Source organism: Phenylobacterium sp. (genome assembly GCF_044371015.1).
In the GTDB taxonomy this organism is placed as follows: Bacteria; Pseudomonadota; Alphaproteobacteria; order Caulobacterales; family Caulobacteraceae; genus Phenylobacterium.
In genome coordinates, this window is record NZ_JBILUK010000075.1 from 1 (window position 1) to 13,202 (window position 13,202).

General features: G+C 68.6%; 14 protein-coding genes. 3 read left to right on the forward strand and 11 right to left on the reverse strand.

Translation table 11 applies throughout. From position 1 onward, the window contains the following. Together ACIQ3R_RS08395 and ACIQ3R_RS08400 are read left to right on the forward strand one after the other, a co-directional pair. On the forward strand, positions 1–686 hold a 686-nt coding region (locus ACIQ3R_RS08395), incomplete at its 5' end, for an aldo/keto reductase (RefSeq protein ID WP_397417278.1). After that, a complete protein-coding gene (locus ACIQ3R_RS08400; protein WP_397417280.1) occupies positions 683–1,864 on the forward strand; it encodes a serine hydrolase domain-containing protein in 1,182 nt (393 codons plus the stop codon). The genes ACIQ3R_RS08395 and ACIQ3R_RS08400, both read left to right, overlap by 4 nt. 64 nt (positions 1,865–1,928) lie before the next feature. Here the strand turns inward: ACIQ3R_RS08400 and ACIQ3R_RS08405 are convergent, their stop codons facing one another. The 7 genes from ACIQ3R_RS08405 to ACIQ3R_RS08435 all read right to left on the reverse strand — a co-directional run bounded on the left by ACIQ3R_RS08405 (position 1,929) and on the right by ACIQ3R_RS08435 (position 9,717). After that, entirely contained in the window at positions 1,929–2,657 is a 729-nt protein-coding gene (locus tag ACIQ3R_RS08405) for an FkbM family methyltransferase (protein ID WP_397417282.1), read from the reverse strand. 2 nt (positions 2,658–2,659) lie between these two features. Continuing rightward, positions 2,660–4,753 carry a TonB-dependent receptor plug domain-containing protein gene (locus tag ACIQ3R_RS08410; RefSeq protein WP_397417284.1) on the reverse strand — a complete coding sequence of 698 codons (2,094 nt, stop codon included), beginning with the start codon at positions 4,751–4,753 and terminating at the stop codon, positions 2,660–2,662. A gap of 39 nt (positions 4,754–4,792) precedes the next feature. Continuing rightward, complete coding sequence (locus tag ACIQ3R_RS08415; protein ID WP_397417304.1) at positions 4,793–6,058, reverse strand: M16 family metallopeptidase; 1,266 nt, start codon at positions 6,056–6,058, stop codon at positions 4,793–4,795. A 4-nt stretch (positions 6,059–6,062) separates the two neighbouring features. Beyond that, positions 6,063–7,451, reverse strand: a complete 1,389-nt coding sequence (thrC, locus tag ACIQ3R_RS08420; RefSeq protein ID WP_397417286.1) for a threonine synthase — start codon at positions 7,449–7,451, stop codon at positions 6,063–6,065. Beyond that, the gene (locus ACIQ3R_RS08425) at positions 7,451–8,173 is read right to left on the reverse strand and encodes an SURF1 family protein (RefSeq protein WP_397417288.1); all 723 of its coding nucleotides are present in this window, start codon (positions 8,171–8,173) and stop codon (positions 7,451–7,453) included. Before ACIQ3R_RS08425 ends, thrC begins: the two co-directional genes overlap by 1 nt. Before the next feature lie 10 nt (positions 8,174–8,183). Beyond that, the gene (locus tag ACIQ3R_RS08430; RefSeq protein WP_397417290.1) at positions 8,184–9,050 is read right to left on the reverse strand and encodes a cytochrome c oxidase subunit 3; all 867 of its coding nucleotides are present in this window, start codon (positions 9,048–9,050) and stop codon (positions 8,184–8,186) included. A 121-nt stretch (positions 9,051–9,171) separates the two neighbouring features. Further along, on the reverse strand, positions 9,172–9,717 hold the full coding sequence (locus ACIQ3R_RS08435; protein WP_397417292.1) for a hypothetical protein: 546 nt from the start codon (positions 9,715–9,717) through the stop codon (positions 9,172–9,174). A gap of 80 nt (positions 9,718–9,797) precedes the next feature. Between ACIQ3R_RS08435 and ACIQ3R_RS08440 the strand changes: the two genes are divergently transcribed. Continuing rightward, complete coding sequence (locus tag ACIQ3R_RS08440) at positions 9,798–10,739, forward strand: helix-turn-helix transcriptional regulator (protein ID WP_397417294.1); 942 nt, start codon at positions 9,798–9,800, stop codon at positions 10,737–10,739. Here ACIQ3R_RS08440 and ACIQ3R_RS08445 read toward each other — a convergent pair. The 4 genes from ACIQ3R_RS08445 to ACIQ3R_RS08460 form a co-directional block, all read right to left on the reverse strand. Further along, positions 10,736–11,344 (reverse strand): cytochrome c oxidase assembly protein, encoded by a 609-nt coding sequence (locus ACIQ3R_RS08445; RefSeq protein ID WP_397417296.1) that lies wholly within the window; start codon positions 11,342–11,344, stop codon positions 10,736–10,738. The two genes, ACIQ3R_RS08440 and ACIQ3R_RS08445, sit on opposite strands and share 4 nt — an antisense overlap. Then, positions 11,322–11,474: a hypothetical protein gene (locus ACIQ3R_RS08450; RefSeq protein ID WP_397417298.1), complete on the reverse strand. Its 153-nt coding sequence runs from the start codon at positions 11,472–11,474 to the stop codon at positions 11,322–11,324. The genes ACIQ3R_RS08445 and ACIQ3R_RS08450 overlap by 23 nt, the downstream gene beginning before the upstream one ends. Continuing rightward, complete coding sequence (cyoE, locus tag ACIQ3R_RS08455; RefSeq protein ID WP_397417300.1) at positions 11,471–12,442, reverse strand: heme o synthase; 972 nt, start codon at positions 12,440–12,442, stop codon at positions 11,471–11,473. Before cyoE ends, ACIQ3R_RS08450 begins: the two co-directional genes overlap by 4 nt. Positions 12,443–12,542: 100 nt before the next feature. Beyond that, positions 12,543–13,202, reverse strand: a 660-nt coding sequence (locus ACIQ3R_RS08460; protein ID WP_397417302.1) for a cbb3-type cytochrome c oxidase subunit I, incomplete at its 5' end; no start/stop codon positions are given.

Genomic DNA, 13,202 nt, shown 5'->3' on the forward strand with positions numbered 1-13,202 from the left:
GCGAGGTGAGCCTGAAGCGGCTCGGCGTCGATGTGATTGATCTCTACTACCTCCACCGCTGGGACCAGAAGGTCCCGATCGAGGAGAGCGTCGGCGCGCTGGCGGGCCTCGTGAAGGCCGGGAAGATCCGCGCGATCGGGCTCTCGGAAGTCTCCGCGCCGACCCTGCGCCGGGCGCATGCCGAGCACCCCATCGCCGCGCTGCAGACCGAGTACTCGCCCTGGACCCGCAATCCCGAGATCGCGGTGCTGGACGCCTGCCGTGAACTGGGGGTGACGTTCGTCGCCTTCTCGCCGGTCGCGCGTGGGTTTCTGGCCGGCGGGGTCCGCAAGCCGGAGTACGTCGCCGGCGACATGCGCGGCTCGATGCCCCGGTTCGCCGGCCCGGCCTTCGAGGCCAACCTGGCGCTCCTGGCCCGCTTCGAGGCCCTGGCCACCGAGGCCCGCTGCACCCCGGCGCAGCTGTGCCTCGCCTGGCTGATGACCCGCGATCCGAACCTGGTGTCGATCCCCGGCACCACCAGCCCCGATCACATGCGAGAGAACGCGGCGGCCGCCGCCATCACCCTCTCGCCCGAACTGATCGCCCGTATCGACGCCACCGTGAACGGCGCCACCGTCACCGGCTCGCGCTACCCCGAAGCGCTGCAGGCCAGCGTCGACACCGAGCGGATGCCGGGCGAATGACCGAACCCCGCCTTGCCGCCGTCGACGCGGCGCTCGGCCCCCTGGTCGAGGCGCGGCAGTTCGCCGGCGTCGCCGCGCTCGCCTGGCATCGGGGCCGGCTGGTCCACTCGGCCGGCTACGGCGTACAGGACCTCGAAACCGGCGTGGCGATGACGCCCTCGACCATCGTTCGGGCCTACTCGATGACCAAGCCGGTGATGGCCGTCGTCATGATGAGCCTCTTCGACCAGGGCCTCTGGTCGCCGGACGACCCGGTCACCCGCTTCGTGCCGGAGTTCGCGGACCTCAAGGTGTTTCAGGGCCTGGACGCGACCGGCGCACCCATCCTGACGCCCGCGACCCGTGGGCCGACGATGCAGGAGCTGATGACCCACACTGCGGGTTTCGGCTACGGCGGCCCCGAGGGGCCGGTCGACGCGGCTTATCTGGCGGCCGGGATCTGGACCAGCCGGGGCTCCGACGACTTCATCCGCCGTGTCGCCGACCTGCCGCTCTACTTCGAGCCCGGAACCGCCTGGCGCTACAGCATCGCCATGGACCTGCAGGGCGTGATCGCCGAGCGGATCACCGGCCGCACGCTGGCCGAGCTGATGCAGGAGCGCATCTTCGGCCCGTTGGGCATGGTCGACACCGGGTTCGCCTGCCCGGCCGACCAGCGTCATCGGCTGGCCGGTCTCTATCGCTGGAAGGACGGCGCCCTGCGGCAGGTCCGCAACGCGCCCATGACCGGCGAGGGCTCGACGCCGCCCGACTTCCTGTCCGGCGGCGGCGGGCTGTTCTCGACCGCGCAGGACTACCTGCGCTTCGCCCGCATGCTGCTCGGCCGGGGCGAACTGGAGGGCGCGCGCATTGTCTCCGAGGCCGCCGCCGACCGGATGATGGGCGCCCAGCTCTCGCCCGATTTCATCGCTCGCCGGTGGGGCGTGGGCTTCCAGAATCTCCGGCCCGGCTACGCCTACGGCTACAATGGCGTCGTGGTCACCGATCCTCCGGCCGCCGGTGTCGCACTGGGTCGCGGAACCTATCTCTGGGACGGAATGGCCAGCACCTGGTTCTGGTCCGACCCCGAACACGACGTCGCCTTCGTCGGCATGGTCCAGCGCATAGGCGACGACCAGATGCCCCTGGTTCAGCCGATCTCCCAGACGGCCGTGGCGGAAGCGTTGGGGCTGGGCTGAGTCACGCCGCCCGACGGTGCGAGAGGCCGAGCGCGCTCCGCAGACGCGCGGAGCCGCGGGCCAATCACCCTTTCACGTACCAGTCGTCGACCCGCGACAGGGCCGGAAACCTGCGCTCGTATCCCTTCGACGCGAGCAGATCCAAAAGAGCCTCGCGGGCCGTGGTGAAGTTGTGCTCGACGCTGATCAACCGCACGTCCCAGCGGTCGAAGTCAAAGGCGGCCAGGATGTCGAGTTCGGAGCCCTCAGTGTCGACCGACAGATAGTCGATCCGCGTCGGCGCCTCCCATTGGGCCAGCAGGTCGTTCAGTGACACGGTCTCCACCTCATACCGCTCGCCGCCTTCGCGGCTGGCGGCGTGCATGTCGCCTGCCGAAAAGCTGTCGATGGTCGAGTGGACCAGCGGAACGGTCTGGTTGAACAGCAGCTTGCGCCCGCTCTCCGACCAGACGCAGCGCGTGTCGATGGCGCAGGCGCGATTGGCCTTCAGCGCCGCGTGCGCGATACGCGCCGGCTCGGCCAGGATGCCGGTCCAGCCCAGATGGCGCTCCAGATAGAGCGTGTTGGAGGCGTGCACGCCATCGACCGCGCCGAACTCCACGAAGTAGCCGCCGCGCTGTTCGGCGGTCTCGTAGGCCACCCACAGGTCCTGCAGCAGCTGAGCTGAACTCTCGGACAAGTGACGCAGGCAGAAGGCGATGAACCGCATCTGTTCGTCGGGCGAGTCCGGCCGCGCGTGGTCGCGCAGCATCGCCATCAGGTCCAGCGCCTCGGCATAGCTCAGCCGCGCCAAATCTAGCCCCCGAAGGTCTTGCGCACGCGCAGATAGAACGTGCCGTTCCACTCCAGGGCCCGGACATCGGTGAAATCGACCCGGCCCACATTGCGGGGCGCGGTATAGACCTCGCGGATGCGCTTGAAGTCGCGGCCGGTAAAGCCCCAGGCTTCCAGACGGATGATCCAGTCCGGCTGAGGTTTATACTCGCCATAGACCATCACCCAGGTGGAGACCTTGCGGGTCTCGATCTCCGAAAGGCGGAAGAACCGCTCGCGATAGGCCCCCAGAAGGTCGACGCCCCAGGTCGATTTCCACTGCGGCAGGTCCTGGCTGAAATGCGCCTCCCACTCCAGCGGCCGTTGGCCGGAGATCTCGCGCGTTCCGCCCAGCAGGGGATCGTCGACCTTGGTGTCGCGCCAGGTCAGCTGCGCCTTGAACTGCGCGGCGCGCACGCCGAAGCGGTCGAGGGGCACTGTCAGGCTGCCCTGGATCTCATCCCGGGTCCCCGTTCCCAGGTTGCCGGGCGCATCAGCCAGCACAACGCCGGCCAGGGACCGGATCGGCACCCGGTCGACCACATCATTGAGCGCGAAGTGGCGCACCGTCAGCACCGCAGCGCCCGCACCCCAGAACCGGCGCTCATAGGCCGCCTCGTAAACCCAGGCCTGTTGCGGCGCCAGATCCGGATTGCCTGCCAGCACCACTCCCGTCGAGACGGCGTTCGGCGAGGCGACGAAATCGTCGAAGTTGAGCTGGCCCACCTCCCGCTCCACCCGGAGACGGATCTGGCTCTGATCGTCGGGCGCCCAGGTCAGCGCCGCGCGGGGCTTCGTGAAGGTGAGTGTCTTCTCCAGCAGAACATCGCCTTCCGAGGTGACACGTGAGCCCTCCTGCCGCACGCCGGCTTCCAGGGTCAGCTTGGGCGTCGCCCGCCAGGTGCCGCGCAGGAACATCTCGCCGCGCGTCTCCTCCACCTGCACGTTGGCGGCTGGCACCACCACGGGCCGGGCGTTGAGGGTCAGCGCCGTCTCGCTGTCCAGCTGATTCAGTGCGCCCTCGGCCCCGAATTCCAACGTCAGTTGGGGATCGTAGCGGTAGCGGAACTGCATTCGGCCAACCGCCTCGGTCGACTTCTTGTCGAGCAGGAAGTCGCGGGTCTGGGTCGGCGCCTGGAAGTCCACCGTGGTCTTGTTGTTGTTCCACTGATGGAACAGCACGGTCTCAAGCGACAGCTTCTCGGTCAGGCCCCGGCTGTAGCGTCCGCCCAGTTCGGCCTGCAGTCGCTTGAAGTCGTTCTTCTCGTACTCCAGCCCCGTCGTGCTCTCGTACCGATCATAGATCTCGAGCTCAGAGGGATTGGGCAGGTAGGCGCCATTCAGCCGCAGCCGACCACCCATCAGCGGCGTCTCAAAGGCGCCGGTGGTCCAGCGCCGGTGGCCATAGGCGTCGGCGTCGACCTTCGAACGCAGGCGCACCGTGCCGTCGGCGTTATAGCGGATGCGCGGACCGTCGCCGAACTCCTCGTTGGCGCCGGTGCCGAACACCTGGCCGAACTCCGCCGAGCGCCCGCCCGGCCATCGCCACTGGGCCTCGAAGCGCAGGCCGGGAAGCTGGCGGCCGTCATAGAGCTGGTAGATTCCCGGCATGATCGCCGCGCGGAACCCGGCCGTCTGCCGGCGCACCACGTTGGCGATGATGGTGCGGCCTTCCATGTCGATGCCCGGCGCACCGCCGCGGATGAGATCGATGCGCTCGACCGCGCCGGCCGGGATGCGCTTCAGGATCTCGTCAAGGCTGTCGTTCTTCGAGACCGACGGCTGGCCGTCGATCAGCACATTGCCGCCGGACCCGGCCAATCCGCGCACGGCCGCGCCCTTATCGAACGTGAAGCCCGGCAGGCGGCTGACCATGTCGAACGCATTCACCGGCCGCGCTTCGGCGAAGAACGCCGGCGGATAGCTGATCACCCCGCGCTCGGCCGCGGCCGCGGGCGGTGTGACCGGTAACTGGGCGACCTGTTCGGCCGCCGGCTGCGCCGCCGCGGCGGCCAGAATCAGCAATGGCCCCATGGTTCGGGCGCCCTCCCCTTCCCGCACCTTCGCGCGGTTCACGGGTCCTGACTATCACCGATAACCTGACGAGACGTGCAGCTATCCGAACAGCGCGCGCGTGAAGCCTTCCGCCGCACCCATGGCGGCCCGGGGTCCCAGCACGGCGACGGCGGCGCGGCGCGGCGCCAGGATACGGTCGAGGAGGGCGTCCAGAGTCGCCGGCGTGACGGCGTCGATGCTCGCCGCCAGGTCGACGGCCTCGAGCGCCCGGCCGAAGAGCAACACCTGGGTCGCAGCTTGCTCGGCGCGGGCCAGGGCCGACTCCCGGCCCATGAAGATCGAGGCTTTCAGCTGCGCCTGGGCGCGGGAAAGCTCCGCCTCCGAGATGCGACCGCGGAGCCCCAGGACTTCACCCGCCGCCACCTGCGCCAACTCGTCCGCGTCACCGGCTGCGCATCCGGCGAAGATTCCCAACACACCGACATCCGCATAGGTCTCGGAATAGGCGTCGATGGCGTAGGCCAGACCGCGCACCTCCCGCGCCTCCTGGAACAATCGCGAGGCCATCCCGCCGCCCAGGATCTCGGCCAGCAGACGCAGCGCGAAATAGTCCGGATCGGCCACGCCGGGCGCCGGCAGCAGGAAGACGAGGTTGGCCTGCTCGAGGCGCTTCACCACCGGCGCCGCGCCGCCTGTGAACGCCGCGGGCGTCGCCTCCGCCGCCGCGCCGCCCGGCTTCGCATCGCCGAAGTCCCGTTCGGCCAGCCGCAACAGCGTCTGTTCGTCCACCGCCCCCGCAGCGCTGATCACCAGGGTCTCGGGCGCATAGAGCCGGGCCCGCCAGGCCTCCAGCCCCTCCGGCGTCGCGCCGCGGATCGAGGCGCGGGTTCCCAGGATCGGGCGGCCCAACGGCTGGTCGGCGAAGGCCTGGGTCTGGGCCAGTTCAAAGATCAGATCGTCCGGCGTGTCGGCGGCCTCGGCGATCTCCTGGCCGACCACCTGCTTCTCGCGCGCGAGGTCGTCGGCGGCCATGGTCGGCCGGCGCACCAGGTCGGCGATCACCGCGGAACCCAGATCGAGGCCATCTTTCAGTGCGCGGACCTGGAAGCTGGTGCGCTCATGACCGGTCGCCGCGTTGATGTTGCCGCCGCCGGCCTCAATGACCTCGACGATCTCCCGCGCCGATCGGCTGCCCGCGCCCTTGAAAACCATGTGCTCGAGCAGGTGCGACCAGCCGCACCGCGACGGGTCCTCGAAGCGCGAGCCGCACCCCGCGACGACGGACAGCGCCACCGTCTCGAGCCCCGGGATAGGATCGCAGACGACGCGGACGCCGTTCGACAGCGTGTGAACCTTGGGGGCCAGCGGCTCAGGCCTCCGCGAAGTCGCGAACGAAGGCCTTCAACGTCGCGGCGTCCGCCGGCAGCCGTTCGAACCGCTCCGGTCGATCGGCGAGGTCCGCGACCCCGCGCGGCAGGGCCGGCGTCACGCCGGTGACGCGGGTGACGTCCTCGGGGAACTTGGCCGCATGGGCGGTGGACATCACCGCCACCGGCCCTGTCAGCCCAACACGGTCAAGCGCCGCCAGCCCGACCGCGGTATGGGGATCGACCAGTTCGCCGGTCTCATCCAGCGTGGTCCGCATCGTGCGTTCGGTCTCGGCCTCGCTGACCGCAACCCCGGTGAACAGATCCTGGATGGCTGAGAGCGCGGCGGGGGGAATCTCCAGCGCCTCGCCACCGGCGAAGCCCAGGAACGCACGGGCGGTCTCCGCCGCATCCCGACCGACCGCCTCGAAGTAGAGCCGCTCGAAGTTCGACGCCGACTGGATGTCCATGGCCGGCGACAGCGTGGCCGCCACGGTTCCGCGCGCATAGCGCCCGGTCGTGAAGGCGCGGGCCAGGATGTCGTTGGAATTGGTCGCCGCGACGATCCGCCGGATCGGCAGGCCCATCCGATGAGCCACATAGGCCGCGAAGGCGTCGCCGAAGTTGCCTGACGGCACGACGAAGCTCACCGCTCGGTCCGGCGCACCCAGAGCCGCTGCAGTGGTGAAGTAATAGACCGACTGGGCGATGATCCGGGCGATGTTGATCGAGTTCACCGCGCCCAGGTCGACCGCCTGACGCAGCACGGAATCCTGGAATGCGTCCTTCAGGATCGCCTGGCAGTCGTCGAAGGTGCCGTCGACGGCGACGCAGGCGACGTTGTCTTCCTTCGCCGTGGTCATGAAACGGCGTTGGACCTCGCTGATCCGCCCCTCCGGAAACATCACCGCCACGCGCACCGATCTGGCGCCCCGGAACGCCTCCACCGCCGCGCCGCCGGTGTCGCCGGAGGTCGCGCAGAGGATGGTCTGACGCCGGTTCTGCGCCGCCAGAAGATGGTCCGACAGCCGAGCCAGGATCTGCATGGCCACGTCTTTGAAGGCGAGGCTTGGCCCATGGAACAGTTCGGCGATGAAGCTCTGCGGGCCGATCTGCACCAGCGGAACAACGGCGCGATGGCTGAAGGTGGCGTAGGCCTCCCTGCACATGCGCTCCAGATCCTCGGCCGCGATCTCGTCGCCCGCGAACTTGGCGAACACCTTGGCCGCGACCTGCGCATAGGGCGCCCCGGCGAAACTGCGGATTTCGTCCGGCGTGAAGGTCGGCCAGGCCTCAGGCACATAGAGGCCCCCGTCGGGCGCCAGCCCGCCAAGAACAGCGTCGGAAAAGCCGACCGGGGCTGCCTGGCCCCGGGTCGAAACATAGCGCATCAGCGTGCCCGCCTGCGAAGAAGGAGCGCCGCATAGACGCCCACAAGGGCGGCGGCAAGACCGAACCAGGTCAGCGCATACTCCAGATGACGGTTGGCCAGTTCGACCGGAACGGGCGCAGGCGTCAGCGCTGGAAACCCCGGCGTGATCACCGTCTCGGCCATCAGGTACATCGGCGCGGGCGCCGTCACGCCGAGGGCGGCCGCCATGGCCGCCGGATCGCGGGTGAAGAAGCGCGATGGCGTGTTCGGCGGCGCGAACCGGCTGGGCGGGTCGGGGGCCCGCAATACGCCGGTGACGCGGAGCGGAGCGCCGGCGCCCGACGAGACCGAGGGGCGCGCCGAGACCGTATCGATCACGAAGCCCCGGTCGACCAGCAGCGTGCGATAGCCGCCCGCCGAGACCCCGCAGGCCGAGACCAACCGCGATCCGGCCTGTCCGTCGCGCATGGCGTAGAGTTCAACAAAGGGCGCCTCGGCCAGACCCGGACACGTGACGACCACTCTGGTGAAATTGACGTCCGCCCCCGCCGCGAGCCGACTCAGCACCGACTCGACCGGTTGGGCCGGCGCGGCCGCCAGGGCGTCCAGTCTGGCGATCAGATCCTGCTTCCAGGCCAGCCGCTGCAGCTGCCAAACTCCCAGACCGACCAGGATCGCCAGTGCGATCCCAGTCGCCAGGGTGAGGCCGAGCGGGAAACGCCCGGCCGGGCTGCGGGTCATCGGAACGCGCCTAATGGACCCCGAAGATCACGTAGACGAAGGCGAACAGGAACAGCCACACCACGTCCACGAAGTGCCAATACCAGGCCGCCGCCTCGAAGCCGAAGTGCTGCTTGGGCGTGAAGCCCGTGCCCATCAGCCGGTACAGGCAGACCGCCAGGAAGATGGTGCCGACCAGCACATGGAAGCCGTGGAAGCCCGTGGCCATCACGAACGATGAGCCATAGAGCCCGGAGTTCTCCGCCCCTTCGCCGCCGAAGAAGTAGTTGTGGCTGAAGATGTGGTGGTACTCGTAGGCCTGGATCGCGGTGAACAGCGCGCCCAGGACGATGGTCAGAACGAGACCGATCTTGGCGCTCTTGCGGTCGCCCTGCTGCAGCGCATGGTGCGCCCAGGTCACCGTGGTGCCTGACAACAGAAGCGTCAGCGTATTGATCAACGGCAGCTGGAAGGCCGGGATCGTCTCCACGCCCTTCGGCGGGAAGGTGGCCCAGGCCGCGGCGATCTCTTCCACCGGCGCGTGCGTGCGGTTCCCGTGGAACAGCGCCATCTCGAAGAAGATCCAGAACCAGGCGACGAAGAACATCACCTCCGAGGCGATGAACAGCACCATGCCGTAGCGCAGGCCAATCGAGACCACCGGCGTATGGTCGCCGCGGTTGGCTTCCTTGATGACGTCGATCCACCAGCCGGCCATGGTGAACAACACCCCGGCGAGACCCGCGAAGAACAGCCACGAAGTGCCTTCCGGCAGGCCGAACAGGCCCTTCATCCAGGCGACGCCGCCCATGGCCATGATGGTGGCCGCGATCGAGCCGATCAGCGGCCAGGGGCTCGGATCGACCAGGTGGTAGTCATGCTTCACGCCAGCGGCCATTGCGGTGCCAAGTCCCTCGCAGTTCCCCCCGGGACGCAGACCGACTCCCTGCGGAGTCGCGCGCACGGTCGGGGACGCTATAGCCCTCCCCCGGACCGTTCGCCAAGGGGGAATGGACGCCTCACCCCACCTTGGTCCAGTGCATGATCCAGTTGTCGTCCCAGGTGCGCCCGCCGTCGCGGGAGACCGACTGACTCCAGCGGTGTGAGCGACCTGCGATCTGGTCCCAGAGACCGCGAACCTTGATAGGGCGCCCCTCGTCGGTGTCGTCGGAGATAAAGACGCCGACGCCGTCGATGAAACCGCCGGTCGTCCCAGGAGGAGCCAATACGCCCCACTTCGCGTTCACCCAGTGATCGACCCAGACCTTCTGCCTGGCGTCCAGTAGACGCAGCCCCATTCCCGAGAAATCCCGCGCCGGAATCCGCAATTCCTCGACGCTGCCCACGCCGTCCAGGATCGTCCAGCACGTCGCCTCGCCCTCGAACTCGTCCCACTGGCCCGGCGCCGTAAGTCGCCGGTGGGCGATCCGCCATTCGCCCGCCAGAAAGTCGAACTCGCCGGGTCGGCCCGGCGGTGCGGCGGCCGCAGTCACGCCCTGCGTCGGCCCCGCCGCAAACAGCGCGAGGGATCCGGCGCCCAGCAACGTGCGTCTTTGTTGGTCCACTGAAGGTCTCCGATCGTGACCGCCAAGCCCTATCGCGATAAACCTGCCAATCTACGTCAGGTATTTCGGAGCCCCACAAGTTGCGCGCGAGCCGCCTGCTCTCGATCCTGATCCTGTTGCAACTTCGCGGGCGCGTCTCGGCGCAGGCCCTGGCGGCCGAGTTCGAGGTGTCGGTACGGACCCTTTATCGCGACATGGATGCGCTGAGCGCCGCGGGCGTTCCGGTCTATGCCGAGCGCGGACGAAACGGCGGTTTCGCACTGCTCGATGGCTACCGGACCCGGCTCACGGGCCTCTCGCCCTCGGAAGCGGCGGGCCTGCCCCTGTCGCCCGCGGTGGCGGCCGGACTAGGACTGGCGGCCGAGGCGCGCGCGGCGCAACGCAAACTCCTGACCAGTCTGCCCCTTGCCGCCCGCGGCGGCGCGCTGAGGATCGCGGAGCGGGTGCATCTCGACCTCTCCGCCTGGTTTGCGCCGGCGCAGGCCCCCGTGCCGCCCGACCTCGCCGAAGCGGTCTGGAGCGCGCGGCGCGTCGCGCTCGTCTACGAGAGCTGGCGTGGCCGGGTGGAGCGGCGATTGGATCCGCTTGGCCTCGTGGTGAAGGCCGGCGTCTGGTATCTGGTCGGCCGCGCGGAGGGGCCGCCGCGCATCTATCGGGTGGACGCCATAGAGACACTCCAGGTCCTCGACGAAAGGTTCGAACACCCGCGCGATTTCGACCTCTCGCGGTTCTGGATCGCGGCGGCCGGAGGGTTCGAGACCCGCCAGCGGTCGGGCCGCGCCATCGTGGAACTCACGGAGACGGGCTGGCGCCTCATGCGTGATTGGCTGCCCGCCATGAACCCCAGGGCCCTGACTGACGCCGGCGAAGCCCGGGTCGAGATCACCATCGAGGACATCGCCTTCTCGGCGCGGGAACTGCTGCGCCTGGGCGCCGAGGTTCGGGTCATCTCGCCACCGGAGCTGGCGAGGGCGGTGATCGACGAGGCGCGCCGCGTAATCGACGTCCACGGTGGGGACTAGACTCGGGGGACGGCCTTGGCCGCGACGGCCTGCTCACCCTCGGGCTTCGGGAAGAAGGTGTAGGAGAGCGTCACCTCGACCTTGCCCTTGGTGTCGATGTCATCAACCCACTTCGGGTCGATATAGTACAGCACCGGCATGTCGACCGTCGCGCCGGGCGCGAGCGTCTGGTCGGTGAAGCAGAAGCACTGCAGCTTCTGGAAGTACTGGCCCGCCTGGCTCGGCACGACATTGAAGGTCGCGCGCGCGGTCACCGGTTTGTCTGAGGTGTTGGTCACCTTGAAGAAGGCGATCTTGGTCTCGCCGATCCGGGCCTGCTGGCTGGTTTGCTCCGACGTGAACCTCCAGGGCAGACCGCCCCGGACATTGGCATCGAAACGGACGGTCAGTTCGCGATCCAGCTGGCGATCGGAGGCGGCCTCGGCGCGACGCGGCGTGCCGTCGAAACCCGTCAACTGGCAGAACGCCCGGTAGAGCGGGACCGAGGCATAGGCGACGCCGATCATGCCGAAGAACACCGCGGCGCTGATCGTCGCGACGCGGATATTGCGTCGACGCTCGGGGTCCTGGGCGGAAGGCGGCTCAGAAGGAACGGGTTGCGACACTGGCGCCCATCCTGACTACGGTGACCAAATAGACGATGATGACGAACGCCACGAGCCCGAGAGCGATGGCGATATTGCGGCCGCGGCGCGCGCGGGCGGCGTCAGAGTCCTCGCGGCGAGGTTCGCTCATCGGAACAGCTCCAGCGGCGTCGCGCCGATCAGGTGTTCGCCCAACAGCGTGGCGAACAGCAGCGTCAGGTAGAGAATCGAGAAGGCGAAGAGATCCCGCGCCGTCTTGGCGCCGGCGCGAACATCATACAGCCCGTCGGTGGTGCGCGCGTCCGGCGCGTCGCCGGCCTTGCTCCGGAACAGGCGCCAGGCCAGCAGCACGAACACCGCCCCGCCGATCGCCGACACGCCGAGATAGGCGACTCCGCCCAGCCCGGTGAACGCCGGCGCCACACAGACCGGGATCAGCAGCAGGCTGTAGGCCAGGATCTGTTTGCGGGTCGAGGCCGCACCTTTCACCACCGGCATCATCGGCACGCCGGCCTTGGCGTAGTCCTCCGAGGTGTAGAGCGACAGCGCCCAGAAGTGCGGCGGGGTCCACATGAAGATGATGGCGCACAGCAGCCAGGCGTTGAGCGGCGCATCCCCCGTGGCCGCGGCCCAGCCGATCACCGGCGGCAACGCGCCCGCCAGCCCGCCGATGACGATGTTCTGCGCCGTCCATCGCTTCAGCCACATGGTGTAGATCACCGCGTAGAAGACGATCGTGAAGGCCAGGAGCGCGGCGGCGACCCAGTTGAGCGCCATGCCCATCAGCATCACCGAAAACAGCGACAGCACCACGCCCAGCGCCAGGGCGTCGGCCCCCTGCACCCGCCCTGCCGGCACCGGCCGGCCGCGCGTGCGTCGCATCTGGGCGTCGATGTCAGCGTCGTACCACATGTTGAGCGCGCCCGAGGCGCCGGCCCCAACGGCGATGCAGAGAATCGCCACCGCGCCGAGCAGTGGGTGAACGCCCGTCGGCGCGCAGACCAGGCCCGTCAGCGCGGTGAACACCACCAGCGACATCACCCGCGGCTTCAGCAGTTGCAGGAAGTCCTGCCAGCGGGCTGGCGACTTGGTGGGGCTGAGCGCCTCGGTCATGACCATGCGTATACTCTGAATGCGCGGATCGCGCGCCCCACCTCCCCCACGAAGGGCGGGCTATGTCGCTTCCGGCGCCGTTCACACGACGCCGGATGCGACATGACTAGTGGTGGCCGTCGGCCTTGATGACCGGCGGTTCGTTGAACTGGTGGAACGGCGGCGGCGAGGACAGCGTCCACTCCAGCGTCGTGGCGCCTTCGCCCCAGGGGTTGGCCTCGGCCTTGCGGCGACGCACGGCCGCCTCGATGAGGACGAGGAGGAACACAACCACGCCGGCGGCGGTGATCATGTAACCCCAGGTCGAAACCTGGTTCCAATAGGCGAAGCCGTCCGGGTAGTCGACGTAGCGGCGCGGCATCCCCTGCAGGCCCAGGAAGTGCTGCGGGAAGAAGATCAGGTTCACGCCGACGAAGGTGATCCAGAAGTGCACCACGCCGAGGAACTCGTTGTACTTCACGCCCCACATCTTCTCGAACCAGTAGTAGAAGCCTGCGAAGATCGCGAACACGGCGCCCAGGCTCAGCACGTAGTGGAAGTGGGCCACCACGTAGTAGGTGTCGTGCAGGGTGAAATCGATGCCGGCGTTGGCGAGCACCACGCCGGTCACCCCGCCCACCGTGAACAGGAAGATGAAGCCGATGGCCCACAGCATGGGCGTCTTGAAGCTGATCGAACCGCCCCACATCGTGGCGATCCAGGAGAACACCTTCACGCCGGTCGGCACCGCGATGACCATGGTGGCGGCCACGAAATAGGCCTTGAG

What these genes read in the sequence shown, in the direction of transcription:
- ACIQ3R_RS08400 (WP_397417280.1), top strand. Translation starts at nt 683, where the DNA reads ATGACCGAACCCCGCCTTGCCGCCGTCGACGCGGCGCTCGGCCCCCTG.
- thrC (WP_397417286.1), bottom strand. Translation starts at nt 7,451, where the DNA reads ATGCGCTATGTTTCGACCCGGGGCCAGGCAGCCCCGGTCGGCTTTTCC.
- ACIQ3R_RS08425 (WP_397417288.1), bottom strand. Translation starts at nt 8,173, where the DNA reads ATGACCCGCAGCCCGGCCGGGCGTTTCCCGCTCGGCCTCACCCTGGCG.
- ACIQ3R_RS08430 (WP_397417290.1), bottom strand. Translation starts at nt 9,050, where the DNA reads ATGGCCGCTGGCGTGAAGCATGACTACCACCTGGTCGATCCGAGCCCC.
- ACIQ3R_RS08450 (WP_397417298.1), bottom strand. Translation starts at nt 11,474, where the DNA reads ATGAGCGAACCTCGCCGCGAGGACTCTGACGCCGCCCGCGCGCGCCGC.
- cyoE (WP_397417300.1), bottom strand. Translation starts at nt 12,442, where the DNA reads ATGGTCATGACCGAGGCGCTCAGCCCCACCAAGTCGCCAGCCCGCTGG.